The following is a 15,960-nucleotide window of genomic DNA, read 5'->3' on the forward strand; positions in this document are numbered from 1 at the left end:
GCGGAGTGATTCAGGGACTGCCGGGAGGGCGACCATGACCACATCAGAAATCGACCTTGGCCGACACGCTGAAGGTACGCGGGTCACCCGGCTTGATGTAGTTCTCGTACTGGTATTGCCAGTAACGCTTGTCCAGCAGGTTGTTCACCGAGGCCCGGAAAGTCGTGTCGTGCTGGCCAATGCGCGTGGTGTAGCTGGCACCGAGGTTGAACAGCGTATAGCTGGCCAGCTCGATGTCGTTGGCCGCGCGCGCCATGGTGCTGCCGGTGAACTTGGCATCGGCCGAGAGCTTCAGGCCAGCGACTTGCGGCACCAGATAGGCGACCGATGCGGTCGCCATGTTGCGCGGCGCACCGGCCACGCGATTGCCATTGTAGGTATTGCCCTTGTCGTACTTGGCATCCAGCAGCATGAGGCTGCCGGCCACTTGCCACTGCGCCGTCGGACGATAGGCTGCGCCCAGTTCCAGCCCCTGGTAGTTGGACTGGCCATCCTGCACCAGCGCCCCGTTGAGCGTGTATTCCGAGGCGCGTTCGATACGGAACAGCGCAGCGGTGGCACTCCAGTTCTGCTGATCGGTCTTGGCCCCGACCTCGTACTGCTTGCTCTTGAGCGGCTTCAGCTGGCTGCCGTAGTTGGTGTTGGTCACGCCCGGTACGCCGCCCTGCTCCAGCGATTCCACATAGCTGGTGTAGACGGTGGTATTGCGCTCAGGCTTGAACATCAAGGCTACCGTAGGCGTCAAGGCCGACTTGTCGTAGCGCGAACTGAGGGTGCCGCTGGTGCTGAAATTATCCTGGCGGAACTGGTTGTAGCGGCCACCGGCCAGCAGCGACCAGCGCTCCGAGAAGTTCAGCGTATCGCTGGCGAAGACCGCCTGCTGGGTGATGATGGCGTTGTGATAGGTCTGCAGCTCGGTGCTGCTGTAATACGCATTGGTGTTCTGCGTATAGAGATTGCCGGTACCGATCTGCTTGTACACCGAGCTGATCGAGTAATCATTGACCTGCTTCTGCCACGAGGCCCCCAGCACCAGCTGATGATCGATGCTGCCGGTGCGGGCATTGCCTTCCAGCATGGCCTGCCACTGGTCGAAGGTGTGGCCTTCGCGGCTGTCCGAGCGCCAGTCGGTGTAGTTGCCGGCGGCATCCGAGAGCATCGCGATGTCCTCGTTGCGGAAGCGCTTGGAGGTGCTGTGGCTGTAGCTGAGGTTGGCCTTCCAGTCCGGGTTGATGCGATAGGTCAGCCCGGTCTGGTAGAGCTGGAAGTTGGTATCGAGATGCTGGCCCGGACCGACCAGGGTCTTGTCGGCCCCGCTGACCACCGACGGCAGGCGGCTGCCGGTCAGGCTGCTGGTGACGACCGACGGCGTCTGGTCGGTGGAATTGCTGTTCTGCCAGATGGCCTGGAAATCCCAGGTCAGGTCGCGCGTGAGGCGTCCGTCCAGCGCCAGCGAAGCGGAATTGCGGCGGATGTGGCCTTCATTGAAGGTCTCGCCCTGGTCATGCGTGACATTGAGGCGATAGCCGAACATGTTGTCGTTGCCGAAGCGCCCGCCGAGATCGACGTGCTCGCTCCAGATGCTGTTGCTGGTATAGCCCACCGAGACGCTGCGCACCGGGGTGTCGGTCGGCTTCTTGGTGACGTAGTTGAGCACCCCGCCCGGCGAGCCGAAGCCATACATGAAACCGGCCGAGCCCTTGAGCAGGTCGACGCGCTCGAAGTGATCGTAGGGCAGCGTGATCCCATAGCCGAGGAAGGGCTTGCCATCGATGCGGAAGGAATTCTGCCAGTCCGCCGGCAAGCCGCGAATGGTGATGTACGAAGCCCAGGCGCTGTAGCCACCGCTGTTGTCGCTGACCGAGGCCTCGTTGTAGAACAGATCGCCGAGCTTGTTGACCTGCTTGTCGGCCAGATCCGCAGCCGTGATGCTGGTAACGGAAAAGGGTGTATCCAGCAGCGAACGCGATCCGAGCGCACCGGCGCTGGACTGGCTTTGCAGGTGCTGCGTTCCCTCGCCTGCAGCAGGGGCCGAGACGGTCACGGTCGGCAATTGGCCGGCGCTACTGTCATTGGCGGCAGCGGCCGCGCTGTCGGTGGCGGACTGCGCCAGCACCAGCGCAGGAGCGCCGGCCAACGCCATGCTGATGAACACCGGACGGAGAGCACGGGACATGGCGCTGGGGCGGGCGCGCAGGGACGACTGGAGCAAGGGATTCCTCTTCATATTCATTTTATTTAATACGAACGATAATAGTTCTTATTTATTTTATGGAATATGACAGAAAAAGGAAACCTTCCTTACAAAGTTTCTGAAGTCCCTGCCCTGACTTCTCGAAATGATTCGACGCAGTGCTGCAAAAATTACTGATTGTGATTGATCTCTTGCCGCCTATGCGCCACAGGCTGAGCGATGGCTTTATCTTCCCTGCTTTTCCTCCTGTGAAAGAGAGTGCATATGACCAGGGCCATCATCCGCCTCGACGATCCGACCTCGCATGGCGGCGTTGTCCAGCAAGGATTTGACAATGTGAAGCTGTACGGCAAGCCCATGGCCGGGGTGGGCCATCGCGGCTACTGTCCGAAATGCCGATGTGAATTCATCATCCTGCCAGGTGAAGAAAACTACGAATACCTGGGCCGACGGGTGGCCGTGGAAGGGATGAAAACTTCATGTGGTGCCCTGCTCATCGCGACCCAGCAGTTGGCCAGGATCGCGCCAACCAAAGACGACGAATGATCGCCACGAAAAAATGGCCCGCTCACCGGGATGAGCAGGCCATGTTCTGCGCCCGGCAGCAGGAAGGAACCCGCCCTGCCCCACGCGCTCTCGCCGGGCATCACGCTGCAGACATCACGCCGTCGCGATCTTCTTGAGTATCTCCTGCAGCTGGTCGATATCGTAGGGCTTGGGCAGCGCATGCGAGGCGAAGCCGACATTGCGCGCCACCATCGCGCCATAACCGGAGGCGAAGATCACCGCCATTTCCGGGAAGCGCTCCAGCGCGCTCCTGGCCAGGTCCACGCCGGACATGCCGGGCAGATTGACGTCGGTGAAGAGCACATCGAAACTCTGCTCGCCCAGCGCCTGCTGCGCATCCTCCGCGCTGATCACGCCGCGTGCCTGGTGGCCCAGCGTTTCCAGCAATTCGCACACCAGTTGCTGGGAGTCGATGTTGTCTTCCACCACCAGCAGACGCAGGCCGCTGACGGACCCGGCGACGGGTTCAGTTTCCGGTGCCATCACCACGCTGCCCGCGCTGCCTGCCTGATCGAAATGCGTATCCTGGCCGTCGGGCTGGCGATGGCTGCCGCCTACCGGAAGGACGTGGAGCATGGCATTGGCGTCAGCACTGGCATTAGCCTGGTCGCGCTCGCGCGTCAGCTGTGCCAGTTCCACGCGATGCGCCCGGCCCGACAGCATCTGCCGGATGCGCTGCGCCAGCTGGTTGATGCGATATGGTTTGGACAGCAGTTCCACGCCCGCATCCAGCCGCCCTTCATGGACGATGGCGTCGCGCGGATAGCCGGAGGTGAACAGGATCTCGATCTCCGGCAACAACTGCCGTGCCTGGCGCGCCAGTTCGGTCACCGGCACGCTGCCGGGCATGACCACATCGGTGAACATCAGGTCGACCGGAATGCCGCTCTGCAGGATGGCCAGCGCGCGTTCGCCATTGTCCGCCTTGAGCACACGGTAGCCCAGCGAGGACAGGGTATCGATCACCGTCAGTTGCAGGTTGGGATCGTCTTCCACCACCAGGATGGTTTCGTCGCCGCCGCGCACTTCCATGTCGCGGTTGTCGTCGATCACCACTTCCTGATCGATGCAGCGCGGGAAGTAGATGCGGATCGTGGTGCCCTTGCCCGCTTCGCTGTGCAGGCTGATGTGGCCCTTGCTCTGCTTGACGAAACCGTAGGCCATGGACAGACCCAGACCCGTGCCCTCACCTTCGCGCTTGGTCGTGAAGAAGGGCTCGAAGGCACGCTCGCGCACCTCGGGCGACATGCCGGCCCCGTTGTCGGAGATCTGCAGTTCCACGTAATCGCCCGGCGGCAGGTCGGCCTGCGAGAGGAAGGCGGGATCGCTCAGTTGCACATTGTCGATCTGCAGCGTGAGCCGTCCGCCATTGGGCATCGCATCGCGCGAATTGATGGCGGTGTTGATGATGAGGTTCTCGACCTGATTGGGGTCGAGCATGGTATTCCACAGATCATGCGTGATGACGGTGGAGATTTCGATGTTCTCGCCCACGGCCCGGCGCAGCAGGTCATCCATGTTCAGCACCACGCGTTCCAGATTGATGCTGCGCGGCTGCAGCGGCTGGCGGCGGGCAAAGGCCAGCAACTGCGAGGACAGCTTGGCACCGCGATCGACCGCGCCAATGGCGATGCGCACGCGCTGGCGGCTGCGGTCATCCAGGCGCGGATCGGTCTGCAGCAACTGCAGGTTGCCGCCGATGATCTGCAGCACGTTGTTGAAGTCGTGCGCCACGCCGCCGGTCAGCTGCCCCACGGCTTCCATCTTCTGCATCTGGCGCAGCGCCGCCTCGGCGCGGCTGCGTTCAAGGATCTCCTCGACCACGCGCTGCTCCAGCGTGTCATTGAGTTCGCGCAGGGCGTCTTCGGCGCGACGCCGTTCGGTGATGTCGGTAGAGACCGCGATCATGGCCTGTGGCCTGCCCTCACCGTCGACGATGCGGCTGATGTCGCTGGAGACCCAGAACGCGCTGCCATCAGGACGCAGGTAGCGCTTTTCCAGCGTGAAGGAACTGCCGTCGGCAATGCAACGCTTGAACAGCGTCATGTTCATCGGCACGTCATCAGGATGAGTGACGTCGGCCAGGGTCATCTGCAGCATCTCGGCCTCGGTGCGGCCCAGCATGCGGCACAGCGCCTGGTTCACGCGCAGATAGCGGCCCTCCAGGTCCAGTTCGGAGAAGCACACCGAGGCCTGGTTGAAGATGGCGGTCAGGCGATTCTCGCTCCACGACAGCGCCTGCATGCCGCGCCGCCGTTCGGTCAGATCGATGAAGGTGCACAACGCACCTTGCAGCTCACCATCCTGCCAGACCGGATGGGCCTGGTATTGCACCGGGAAACTGCTGCCATCAACGCGCAGGAAATCTTCGCTCTCCACGTGCGTGGTCACGCCGTCACGGGCGGCCTTGAGCACGGCACATTCGCCGCGCGCGCCGCTGCCATCGTCGGCTGAGGTCAGGATCACCTGGTGGATCGAGCGGCCCAGCACATCCTTCTCGCCGGCATAGCCGAGCAATTTCAGGAAGGCCGCATTGCACAGCGTGACGATGCCCTCGCGGTCGATCGAGAAGAAGCCCTGGTGGGTGGAATCCAGCAGTTGGCGCACGAAGGCATTGTTGGCCCGCACGCTGGCTTCGGAAGCGGCTAGTGCCTGCTCCATCAGCTTGCGCGAGGTGACGTCGAACACCACCCCTACATAACGCGAACCGGCACGCGGATCGTCTTGCACCACCTCGCCTTTGCGCGCCAGCCAGCGCTGTTCGCCGTCGGGGCGGGTGATGTGGTATTCGGTATATTCCAGCGGATTGCGCGGACCGCCTTCCTTGATGCGCGAGGTGCCCAGGTTCGGGTGGAATTCTTCATCGATCATGTCCACCAGTTGCTGCGAGGTGACCTCACCTTCGGCCGGCAGACCCCACAAGCGGCGGAATCGATCCGAGACCGCCAGCTTGCCGGAGACCGGGAACCATTCAAAGATGCCGATCCCGCCCGCGCGGTCGACGATGCGCAGGCGCTCTTCGGCCACGAAGCGTTCGGTGACGTCATTGCCCTCGATGAAGATCCCGGCCACCTGGCCATCGGCGCCCTTGATGGGCTGGAACACGAAATCCAGCACGGCCCCCTCGAAACCGGTCTCATGCGCGCGCCGCAGGAACAGGCGCGCACCGCGTTCGGTATAGGTCTGCCCGGTCTGGTAGACGCGGTCCAGCAATTCGTAGAGGTTTTCGTCCAGCAGCTCGGGCAGCGCTTCCCGCGCCGGCAGGCCCAACACCGGCCGGTCACCGAAGAGCTTGAAGTAGGCCCCATTGACGCGTTCGAATACGTGCTGCGGACCGCGCACCACGGCCTTGAAACTGGGCGACTGCTCCATCAGGTCGCGCAGCATGTCGGTGTGCGCCAGCGCGGCATCCAGACCGGTAGAGCGCACCAGCGTGCAGAGCACGCCGGCCACTTGCGCGGGCTGATCATCGGCCGCGTCTTCCCACACCGGCACGCAAGTCAGGTCCCATTGATCGGGTGTGCCCGCTGCTGCCGCGGTATCGGCAAACAGCGATACCCGGCCCAGTTGCTGTTGCTGGCCCTTGAAGGCCGCACCGATCGCCGCTTCGCAGAGGCGCGCGGCACCCCGCCACAGCGCGGACTCGCTCAGGCGCGCACCGAAGGCCGCCGGATGGGCCGTACCGATACAGGCCGCGAAGGCATCGTTGTAAAGCATCTGGCGTGCTGTGCCCCAGACCAGCAGACTCGGCAGGGGTGAATGCAGTGCGATGTTGAGAGAGGTGCGCAGGGTCGGCGACCATTGCGCCGGCGCACCCAGGGGACTTGTGGTCCAGTCGGTTGCCGTGACGATCTGCGCGGCCAGGCCTGTGCCGCGCAACCAAGAAATGTCTGCCATGTCGTGAAACTTACCTTTAAGCCTAGCTTTGAGCACCGAGGTCGGTCTCGCGAGAGACGAGGCTTGCGCCGTCATGCTCCCGCGGGTCCCTTCATTGTTGTTCGCATCCGCTTGGAGCAGGCCCGTGAAGACGGGCGCAAGCACCCGGCGCGCCTGCTGCGTGCCGCCGATGATTATACGGGAAGCCGGTGCCGCTTCCGGGGCCGCTCTCAGCCCACGGAAAAACATCCACCGGCCGCAACGGCGCATGGCACAGGCATCTGCGCAGTCTTCCTGTTTTCCTACATGAAATTGCGCCGCGCACCTACGCGCAACCCTCCCGCAGGACGGCGCGCGAAGGGAATATTCAACTGATGCAATTGGCGCAAGGCGCGCTCAGCTGTCGGGCTGGCTTTTCTTTTTCAACGCCCGCTCCTCACGCAGCAGGCGGTTGAGTTCGGCCAGTTCCTGTACCGCTTCCTGGGTCAGGATCACGGGCTCGTTGGGCCGGTAGGCACGGCCGCCGAGACGGCCGTTCATGCCGATGTAAGCCCGCGCACAGCGCCGCCGGTAGGCGAGGATATCTTCCTCGCCGTGCAGTGGCTGTCCGGCGGTGTCCTGCGCCGGTTCGGGGTAAGCCGGCATCGCCAGTGGTTCGGGCTCGGCATCCGCCGCGGCGTGGCCCTGCGAGGCGATATGGTTGCGGTAGGCCGTCCAGTCGCCTTGGGCAATGGCGATCAGCGGATCATAAGGATGGGTGGAATCAGACTTGTCCATGAGGCTACCCTGCTCAAAGATCCGGCGCTGACCACTTGCGCCGGGCTGGTTGCAACGTCAGCTTGTCCTGTGCGGCATCGCGAAGGACCTGCGCATGCAGGCGCTCGCGCTGCCACTGATCGACCAATCGTGTCGTCTGGCCGACACTGCGATCGATTTTTTCCCTGTGTTTCATCGACAGCATGGGGTGTTCGCTCCCTGATGGTTCACCGGCTGCCCTGCTGCCTCCCGCTTCCGATGACAATTCATTTTAGCCGCGTCCGCCCAAACTGGAAGAGGCTGATGCAGCCGTTGTCCACGAATTGTCACTGCAAAAGTGCTCACAGCGCAGGACCGGAATTTTCTTTTCCCATGTGGCATCAATCGGATCCGATCATCCTGCAGGAAGACCGACCTTGCCGCGTTGTTTCTGCGAGTTTTGAGGATCTTAGAACCTCGCACGGATGAGTCCTATCGGACTGCGCCCGATTGATTTGTAGGACAAAGTGGAAGAACCCCCTTGACGGCGATACTGCCCGGATCGACACTTGTCGCGCGGTGGAATTAAATGTTGTTCAGCCTGCACGCAACTTTGCGATGACGCCTATAATTGGGATTTCCCGAAGCCAAGAATGCGCATCATTTGCCATCGCAGCCACTGGTCATGAGCCAGCATCTGCCGGACGTGAGACCGGGGTCTCCCGGATGCCCTTGCTTTCGCCCCCCCACCTTGCCGACGCGCGCGCATCGGCAGTTCGACGTCCTGCAGTGCAGGCATCGAGAAAGTAGTGAATGAGCAATCCGTATCACGCAAGCCGCCGGCGACCGGTCGACCTGAGCAATTGTGATCAGGAGCCGATCCACATCCCCGGATCCATCCAGAATCATGGTGCCCTCCTGTGCTTTACGCCCGAGGGCAAGCTTGCCACGCGCAGCGCCAATGCCGCTGCCTTGCTGGGCGACTTGCCGGAGGTGGGACAGCCCCTGGAGGAGGCCCATCTCAACGCTGCGGCCCGCGCCGTGATCCAGGCGGCACTGGAAGACCGCCATGGCTACGTCGACTCGCGCATGATCACGCTGGCCTCCGGTGCCTTCGACCTGGTCACGCACAAATCCGAAGGCGTGCTCATCGCCGAATTTGAACAGCGTCCCGCCGATGCCCTGTCGCTGGAGTCGTTCGCCCTGGCCGCGCATCAGGCCATCCAGCGCATCCAGCGCCAGCCCGGCGTGGAAGACCTGCTGACGCTGGCGGTCGACGAGATCGCCCGCATCACCGGCTTCGACCGCGTGATGGCCTATCGCTTCCTGCATGACGACAGCGGCGAAGTGATCGCCGAGCACAAGCGCGAGGACCTCGAACCTTTCCTCGGCCAGCGTTATCCGGCCAGCGACATCCCGGCGCAGGCACGCCGCCTGTACGTCATCAATCCGATCCGCCTGATCGCCGATGTGACAGCCTCCACCGTGGCGCTGGAACCGGATCACAATCCGCTCACCGGCCGTCCGCTGGACCTCAGCCACAGCATGCTGCGCAGCGTCTCGCCGGTGCACATCGAATACCTCAGCAACATGGGCGTGGGTGCCTCCATGAGCCTGTCGATCGTGATCGGCGAACGCCTGTGGGGCCTGATCGCCTGCCATCACATGAGCGCGCACCTGGTGCCGCATGCGGTGCGCATGTCATGCCAGCTGCTCTCGCAATTCGTGAGTGCCCTGGTGGAACGCAATCTCAACGGCGAGCGCGCCCGTGCGCTGGAGTACAGCGCCGACCTGCGCCGCAAGATCGTGGCCCAGGTCACCGACCGGGAAGACATCGTGCTGGCCCTGGCGGCTGACCATGAGGGCTTCCTGCGTCTGATGAATGCGCACGGTGGCGCCATCTCCATGGAGCGCAAGACCCAGGTCTTCGGCAAGGCTCCCTCGCGCGAAGGCGTCAACGCGCTCATCAACTGGCTCAACGAAAACGAGCCGGGCGACTTCTTCTCCACCAGTGCGCTGGGGGCCGATGTGCCGGCACTCAAGGCGGCGCTGGGCGATATCTGCGGCGTGCTGGCCGTGCGTTTCTATCGCGAACAGGATGGCTACGCCTTCTGGTTCCGCACCGAGCAGGTGGAAGACGTCCGCTGGGGCGGCAATCCGGAAAAGAAATACAGCATCGGTCCGCTCGGTCCGCGTCTGACTCCGCGCGGCTCCTTCGCGGTCTGGAAGGAAACGGTACGCGGCAAGAGCCTGCCGTGGGCCAAGACCGAAACCGAAATCGCCAACCAGTTGCGAATGGACTTCCAGGAAGTGGCGCTGTCCAACGAAAACATGGTCAAGCGCGCCCGCGAAACCCTGCTGGCGACGCTGGGCCATGACCTGCGCGATCCGCTGCAGGCCATCATGATGGCCGCGCGCATGATCGAGGTGCGCGAGCATTCGCCATCCAGCTCCAACCTGAGCAAGCGCATCTCGTCCTCGTCAAGCCGCATGCATCGCCTGATCTCCCAGGTGCTCGACATCAGCCGCCTGCAAAGCGGCATGGGGCTGGACATCCAGCGCCGTCCGGTGGATGTGCGCAAGATGGTCACCGAGATCGTCAACGAAGCGCGCATGGCCTACCCCGACAACGAGATCATCCTCGAAGCGGAAGACTGCGGCGAAATCGAACTCGATGGCGACCGCATCAGCCAGGTGGTCTCCAACCTGCTGTCGAACACCCGCCATCATGGCGAGATCGGTACGCCCTCGACCCTGATCGTGTTCCGCCGCGACGACGTACTGACGCTCTCGGTCTCCAACCACGGTCCGGCCATCCCGATGGCGGTGCGCGAGCACATGTTCAAGCCCTACAAGAAGGAATCCATGGGCAATCAGCGCAATGCGCGCGGACTGGGACTGGGCCTGTACATCGTCAGCGAGATCGTCAACGGCCACGGCGGCAAGATCGACCTCAACTGCGATCACCACATCATCACCTTCACCGTCACCTTGCCCATCCTGCCGGCCTGAACCGGCTGGATGGCGCATCAAGGCCAGTCCCGCTCCTGCTCCGGCAGTGCGCCGGAGAGGACGCGGTGCCGGGCAAGCAGGTCTTCCACCCACTGCGACTGCGCCCGCGCATGGCGCTCGATCACCTGCAAGCCCTTGTGCAGGTTGGCGGCATCCGTCCCGCCTTGCAGCAGGTAATCGGTCCAGCCGAGGATGGCATTGAGCGGCGGGCGCAGTTCCTGTGACAGCGTCCGCAGGAAGGCATCGCGTGCGCTGCGCAGGCGCTCGATCTCGGCCTGCGCCGCCTGCACCTCAGCCAGCAGCGCGTCGCGCTCGGCCTGCAGCTGGCGCAGCCGCTCATCATTCTGCCCGGCATCACCGGCCTGCCGCTGCTGCGCCAGCACGCGCTGCACGCATTGCGGCAAGTGGTCGAGGTAATCGCTGGTCTTGGGCAGTACATCGGCTACGCCAGCCCGCAAGGCTTCGATGATGCGCATTTCATCCGACATGCCCGAGACCATGATGGCCGGGATCCCCATGCCCGCAGCCCGCAGGCTGCGGAAGAAATCCAGACCACTGTCCAGCGCCTGCAGGTTGTAGTCCACGATCAGCAGGTCGGGCCGATCCTGTTGCACGGCCGCCTGGGCGGACTCGGCATCGGCCACGGCGGTGACACGGTATCCCTGCTTCCTGAGCACACGGCCGGCCAGAGCCAGCAGGCCTTCGTCATCCTCCAGTACCAGCACATGGACGGTCGCACCGCTCATCGGGAATCGCTCTCCCGCACCGGCGCGCCCGGCGGCGGCAGCTTGACCACCTGCAGGAAGAAGCCCAGCCGCCGCACCGCTTCGATGAAGTCGTCGTATTCCACCGGCTTGGTGATGTAGACATTGCAGCCCACTTCATAGCAATGGGCGATCTCGCGCGGATCGTCGGTCGTGGTCAGCATGATCACCGGAACGGCTGCCGTGGCCGCGTCCTGCTTCATTCGCCGCAGCACCTCTACGCCATTCACGCGTGGCATGTTAACGTCCAGCAGCACCACCACCTGCTGCAGGTCGGTCCGCCCCAGCTCGCCCCCGAAAAAATGGTCCAGCGCTTCCTGCCCGTCGCGCAGGCGCTGGAAGCCGTTGACCAGCCCGGCGCGCCGCAGGTTCTTCTCGACCAGCACGGCATGGCCGTCGTCGTCTTCGACCAGGATGATGTTGACGCTCTGCTCTGTGGCCATCTCGTTCCCCCTTGTCCGTTGTTGATCCCTGTTTTGTCCGATACGGTTCGAATGCCTTCAGAACACCGGCGGGCGGGCCGGCAGGGCGACGTAGAAACAGCTGCCCTGCCCTTCGACCGATTCCACCCAGATGCGCCCGCCGTGCCGCTCCACCACCCGCTTGACCAGCGCCAGGCCGATGCCTTCGCCCTTGGCGGCGTTGCCGTGCAGGCGCTGGAAAGCGATGAACATCTTGTCCATGTAGGCGGCGGGAATGCCGAGCCCGTTGTCGCGCACGAAATAGGTCACCAGACTGGGTGCCGCCACCACGCTGTCGGCCTGCGGCACGTGACCGATGGTGATGTGGCCCGGACGGCCCGGATCAAGATAGTTGACGGCATTGCCCACCAGGTTGCCGAGCACCTGCTCTACCGAGGTCGGATCGCCATAGGCCGGCGGCAGGTCCGCTTCGATCTCGACCCGGGCGGATTTGGCGCGGATGCTGCCGCTCATGGCGGCGACGATGCGGGTAACGATGGCATGCATGTCCAGCATCACCGGCTGGTATTCAACACGGCCCGCACGGGACAGTCGCAACATGGCGTCAATAATCCCGGCCGAGCGTGTCACGGCATTCTGGATGAAGCGCAGCGACGTATGGATGTCCTCTTCGACAAGCGTGCGCAGGCGTTGCCGGTCCGGTTCGGGCAGGGCCAGGCGATCCACCTCGTCCAGCAGATCCCGGGTGGCATGGGTGATCTCCTTGCTGAAGCCCTGCAGGTTCACCAGCGGCGAGCGCAGGTCATGCGAGACGCTGTAGATGAACATCTCATTGTCCTGGGTCTGCTGGCGCAGGTCGGTGTTGACGTCGGCCAGTTCGCGCGCGCGCTGCTCCAGTTCCTCGCGGTAACCCTGGCCCTGGCGCGCGGCTTCGGCCAGGCGCTCGCTGCTGCGATGCAGGGCATCGTCGAGCAGGGATATCTCATCATGGCCACCTACCCGCGCCGCCAGCGGCTGGCCATCGGCCAGGCGGCGGGCATTGCCGGTGAGCACGCCGATGCGGGTGCTGATATTGCGCGTAAACGCCAGCGAGGCCAGTGCGGCCGTCACGATGGAAACCAGCACCGCCAAGATCAGCAGCCAGGTCTGCGAGCGGCGTGCCGCCTGCAGGCGCTCGCTGCGTTCGGCACCCAGACGCCGCTCTTCGGCCACGAAGTTGTCGAGCAGATTGAGGAAGGTGGAGAGCCGGTGTGCGCCCTGTTCGTCGCGCAACTGGCGCATCAGGTCGTCGCGCTGGCCGCGCATGAGGCGCTCGCGGGCACCGTCGTCCCAGCTGCGGTAACTGGCAATGGACTCATGCACCGTGCGTACCGCCGCGCTTTGCGACGCGTTGTCGGCAACCAGACGCGCAAGCTCGCCGGTCTTGACCTCGATGTCGGCCCACAGGTCGCCCCGGCTCAGGGTGTCAGGCAGGTCCAACAGAACCGCATTGCGCACGCGCACTGCCTCCAGCAGCATCGGCTCCCGCAGTTCGGCGGCCTTGTTCATCACCTGCAGGGAATGCGAGGCCCAGCCCTCGGCATCCCCGGCATCGGCCTGGACCTTGAACAGCGCTCCCAGCAGCAGCACTTCAAACAGGCTTGGGATGGCAACGATCAGCAAGCCCTTGGTCAGCAATCTCATGTGCATTCGCCCGCTTCATGATCATTCTTACGGTGCAAAGCCACCGGTCCAGCGCTGCCACCACTCGCTGCCCGGCGAATGCCAGGCTGCATCGGACGGCATCGGGCTTGACCTGCAGTGCGCCCCCTTCGGCGTTTCCTTGTTGTTCTGTCCTGCGCACGTCCCGGTTTGCTTGCGGACCATGGGTCACGTTGATCCGGCCCCGCAGGCGTGCGTTTCTGGTAATCAATTGTTACGCACGATTATAAACTCACAATATGCCCGCACGTGTGCGCGATGGCAAGCGTCAATGCAAAAGCCCGGCAGGACACTGCCGGGCTCGGATGAAACTAGGCTATTCGGCGCCTGGGGCGTGGAGCCCTGCGCCCCTACGCATTGACGGGCTGCGGCTGGGAAAGCGGATCAAAGTCGGTCCAGTCGCCCGCGCGGATGTTGCCCTCGGCGCGTTCCAGATCGCTGCCGTCCACGCCTTGCAGCAGGCGGATGACCTGCAGGCATTGTGGTTCGTCCTCCACGGCGACTGCTACCAGCATCCCTGCCAGACGCCGCGGCGGCGTGACCTCATCGGTCGCGGCCAGGCTGCCGACCAAGCCACCGAGATGGCCGCCGACCAGACCGCCCAAGGCGGGGCCGAGCGGGCCCGTCACTGGGGCGGTGGCCAGACCGGCAGCCGCTCCCGCACCGGCGCCCGCTGCAACACCGACGGCGGCACCGCGGTCGGTATCTTCGGCACCGGGTGATTTGTCGCGATCGCCGCCGACCGCAAAGCGGTCATGCTGGCCCGCCGGGTTGACGAAAAAACTGCTGATCCGGTCTCGTGCAAAGCCGGCCTCTTCCAGCACCGAGACCGCATGCGTGGCGTCTTCCTGCAAATCGAAACGGGCGGCGATGATGGTGCTCATGGTCTCTCCTGCGCAAGGGCGGGCAGCGCGGCTCAATCGTTCTGATCGGACCAGGCGCTGCGATAACGGCGAATCAGGGCGTTGGTGGAACTGTCATGGTGCAGCGGTTCAGCAGGATCGAGCAACTGGCGCGCGGTACGTTTGGCCAGCTGCTTGCCCAGCTCGACGCCCCACTGATCGAAGGAATCGATGTTCCAGATCACGCCCTGAGTAAAGACGCTGTGCTCGTACAAGGCCACCAGCGTGCCCAGGCTGTGGGGCGTGAGCCGCTCCACCAGCATGCTGTTGCTGGGACGGTTGCCAGAGAAGACGCGATGCGGCGTCAAGGATTCCGGCGTGCCCTCTTCCCGCACCCGCTGCGCATTCTTGCCGAAGGCCAGTGCCTCAGCCTGGGCAAACATGTTGGCCATCAGCAGCGCATGGTGGTCGCCAAGCGCTTCCACCGGCTGGCAGAAGCCGATGAAATCACAGGGAATCATCTGCGTGCCCTGGTGCAGCAACTGGTAGAAGGAATGTTGGCCATTGATGCCATTGTCACCCCAGTAAACCGGCGAGGTCTGGTAGTCCACGGCATCGCCCTGCAAATTCACCTGCTTGCCGTTGCTCTCCATGGTCAGCTGCTGCAGGTAGGCCGGCAGGCGCTTCAGGTATTGGCTGTAAGGCAACACCGCCTGACTCGTGGCACCGAAGAAATTGGTGTACCAGACGGTCAGCATGCCAAGGATGGCCGGCACGTTGGCTTCCAGCGGGGCGGTACGGAAATGTTCATCCATGGCATGGAAGCCGGCCAGCATCTCGCGGAAATGTTCAGGCCCGATGGCGATCATGGTGGACAGGCCGATGGCACTGGTCATCGAATAGCGGCCGCCGACCCAATCCCAGAAACCGAACATGTTCTGCGGATCGATACCGAAGCGGCTGGCCTCCTCGATGTTGGTCGTCACCGCGACGAAATGACGGGCCACCGCCGCTTCCTCGCCCAACTGCCGCACCAGCCAGTCGCGCGCCGCGCGCGCATTGGTGGTGGTTTCGAGCGTGGTGAAGGTTTTGGAACAAACGATGAAGAGCGTCTCCTCGGCAGGCAGGTGGCGCACCGTTTCCAGCAGCGCGGCACCGTCCACGTCCGAGAGGAAGTGAAGAGACAGGTCCGGTTGCGCATAGGGTCGCAATGCCTCGTACGCCATCATCGGGCCTAAGTCGGAGCCGCCAATGCCGATGTTGACGACATGGCGAATGCGACGGCCGGTGTGGCCTGTCCATGCACCGCTGCGGACCTGTTCGGCGAAGGCCTCCATGCGGGAAAGCACCTCTTGCACCGATGCGATCACGTCCTCGCCTTCGACCACCAGGCGTGCGTCGGCAGGCGTGCGCAGGGCCGTGTGCAAGACCGAGCGCTGCTCGGTGGCATTGATGCGGTCACCGCGGAACATGGCCTCGATGCGATCCTGCAGGTCGCACTGGCGCGCCAGGTTCATCAGGAGGGTCATGGTCTCGGTGGTGACCAGGTTTTTGGAATAGTCGAGATAGATGCCGGCGGCTTCGGCCACCAGTTTTTCACCGCGTTTGTCATCGGCGGCGAAGAGACGCTCCAGCCGGAAATGGCGGGCGCTGTATTGATGGTGTTCCTGCAGGGCGATCCAGGCGCTCTTCTCGGTCAGCGACTGGCGCTGGCCATAGGTGAACAGCGGCAGCTGCAGATCGGCGGCGGGCAACTTGGTCATGCGCAAACTCCTTGTACAACATGGCGGGGCCGGCGGAGATGCCGGTATCGCGTCATGGTAGTGGCCGGAGACGAATGCACGACA

General features: G+C 63.6%; 11 protein-coding genes. 2 read left to right on the forward strand and 9 right to left on the reverse strand.

The window, feature by feature from the left end; genetic code table 11:
- Nucleotides 1–43: 43 nt before the first annotated feature.
- Nucleotides 44–2,176 carry a TonB-dependent siderophore receptor gene (locus ACWFUC_RS18460; RefSeq protein ID WP_245201975.1) on the reverse strand — a complete coding sequence of 711 codons (2,133 nt, stop codon included), beginning with the start codon at nt 2,174–2,176 and terminating at the stop codon, nt 44–46.
- 282 nt (nt 2,177–2,458) lie between these two features.
- On the opposite strand from ACWFUC_RS18460, the gene ACWFUC_RS18465 reads away from it, so the two are divergent.
- A complete protein-coding gene (locus ACWFUC_RS18465) occupies nt 2,459–2,740 on the forward strand; it encodes a PAAR domain-containing protein (RefSeq protein ID WP_134136447.1) in 282 nt (93 codons plus the stop codon).
- Nucleotides 2,741–2,854: 114 nt separating this feature from the next.
- Here the strand turns inward: ACWFUC_RS18465 and ACWFUC_RS18470 are convergent, their stop codons facing one another.
- From ACWFUC_RS18470 to ACWFUC_RS18480, 3 genes are all read right to left on the reverse strand, one after another.
- On the reverse strand, nt 2,855–6,658 hold the full coding sequence (locus ACWFUC_RS18470) for a hybrid sensor histidine kinase/response regulator (RefSeq protein ID WP_489622949.1): 3,804 nt from the start codon (nt 6,656–6,658) through the stop codon (nt 2,855–2,857).
- Nucleotides 6,659–7,033: 375 nt separating this feature from the next.
- A complete protein-coding gene (locus ACWFUC_RS18475) occupies nt 7,034–7,414 on the reverse strand; it encodes a hypothetical protein (RefSeq protein ID WP_039787088.1) in 381 nt (126 codons plus the stop codon).
- A gap of 13 nt (nt 7,415–7,427) precedes the next feature.
- Nucleotides 7,428–7,598 carry a hypothetical protein gene (locus ACWFUC_RS18480; protein WP_157845750.1) on the reverse strand — a complete coding sequence of 57 codons (171 nt, stop codon included), beginning with the start codon at nt 7,596–7,598 and terminating at the stop codon, nt 7,428–7,430.
- A gap of 587 nt (nt 7,599–8,185) precedes the next feature.
- Here ACWFUC_RS18480 and ACWFUC_RS18485 point away from each other — a divergent pair.
- The gene (locus ACWFUC_RS18485; protein WP_204726463.1) at nt 8,186–10,384 is read left to right on the forward strand and encodes an ATP-binding protein; all 2,199 of its coding nucleotides are present in this window, start codon (nt 8,186–8,188) and stop codon (nt 10,382–10,384) included.
- Nucleotides 10,385–10,401: 17 nt separating this feature from the next.
- Here ACWFUC_RS18485 and ACWFUC_RS18490 read toward each other — a convergent pair whose 3' ends face one another.
- The 5 genes from ACWFUC_RS18490 to pgi form a co-directional block, all read right to left on the reverse strand.
- The gene (locus ACWFUC_RS18490) at nt 10,402–11,130 is read right to left on the reverse strand and encodes a response regulator (RefSeq protein ID WP_489622950.1); all 729 of its coding nucleotides are present in this window, start codon (nt 11,128–11,130) and stop codon (nt 10,402–10,404) included.
- Nucleotides 11,127–11,591 carry a response regulator gene (locus ACWFUC_RS18495; protein ID WP_489622951.1) on the reverse strand — a complete coding sequence of 155 codons (465 nt, stop codon included), beginning with the start codon at nt 11,589–11,591 and terminating at the stop codon, nt 11,127–11,129. Before ACWFUC_RS18495 ends, ACWFUC_RS18490 begins: the two co-directional genes overlap by 4 nt.
- Nucleotides 11,592–11,648: 57 nt before the next feature.
- Nucleotides 11,649–13,253, reverse strand: a complete 1,605-nt coding sequence (locus ACWFUC_RS18500; RefSeq protein WP_489622952.1) for a sensor histidine kinase — start codon at nt 13,251–13,253, stop codon at nt 11,649–11,651.
- Between the two features lie 368 nt (nt 13,254–13,621).
- Nucleotides 13,622–14,155 carry a hypothetical protein gene (locus ACWFUC_RS18505; protein WP_489622953.1) on the reverse strand — a complete coding sequence of 178 codons (534 nt, stop codon included), beginning with the start codon at nt 14,153–14,155 and terminating at the stop codon, nt 13,622–13,624.
- A 32-nt stretch (nt 14,156–14,187) separates the two neighbouring features.
- The gene (gene pgi, locus ACWFUC_RS18510; protein ID WP_489622954.1) at nt 14,188–15,876 is read right to left on the reverse strand and encodes a glucose-6-phosphate isomerase; all 1,689 of its coding nucleotides are present in this window, start codon (nt 15,874–15,876) and stop codon (nt 14,188–14,190) included.
- Nucleotides 15,877–15,960 lie beyond the last annotated feature (84 nt).

Source organism: Herbaspirillum sp. Her4, assembly GCF_057961335.1.

Coding starts and splice junctions, on each gene's coding strand:
- ACWFUC_RS18460 (WP_245201975.1), bottom strand. CDS start 2,176: ATGTCCCGTGCTCTCCGTCCGGTGTTCATCAGCATGGCGTTGGCCGGC.
- ACWFUC_RS18465 (WP_134136447.1), top strand. CDS start 2,459: ATGACCAGGGCCATCATCCGCCTCGACGATCCGACCTCGCATGGCGGC.
- ACWFUC_RS18470 (WP_489622949.1), bottom strand. CDS start 6,658: ATGGCAGACATTTCTTGGTTGCGCGGCACAGGCCTGGCCGCGCAGATC.
- ACWFUC_RS18475 (WP_039787088.1), bottom strand. CDS start 7,414: ATGGACAAGTCTGATTCCACCCATCCTTATGATCCGCTGATCGCCATT.
- ACWFUC_RS18480 (WP_157845750.1), bottom strand. CDS start 7,598: ATGCTGTCGATGAAACACAGGGAAAAAATCGATCGCAGTGTCGGCCAG.
- ACWFUC_RS18485 (WP_204726463.1), top strand. CDS start 8,186: ATGAGCAATCCGTATCACGCAAGCCGCCGGCGACCGGTCGACCTGAGC.
- ACWFUC_RS18490 (WP_489622950.1), bottom strand. CDS start 11,130: ATGAGCGGTGCGACCGTCCATGTGCTGGTACTGGAGGATGACGAAGGC.
- ACWFUC_RS18495 (WP_489622951.1), bottom strand. CDS start 11,591: ATGGCCACAGAGCAGAGCGTCAACATCATCCTGGTCGAAGACGACGAC.
- ACWFUC_RS18500 (WP_489622952.1), bottom strand. CDS start 13,253: ATGAGATTGCTGACCAAGGGCTTGCTGATCGTTGCCATCCCAAGCCTG.
- ACWFUC_RS18505 (WP_489622953.1), bottom strand. CDS start 14,155: ATGAGCACCATCATCGCCGCCCGTTTCGATTTGCAGGAAGACGCCACG.
- pgi (WP_489622954.1), bottom strand. CDS start 15,876: ATGACCAAGTTGCCCGCCGCCGATCTGCAGCTGCCGCTGTTCACCTAT.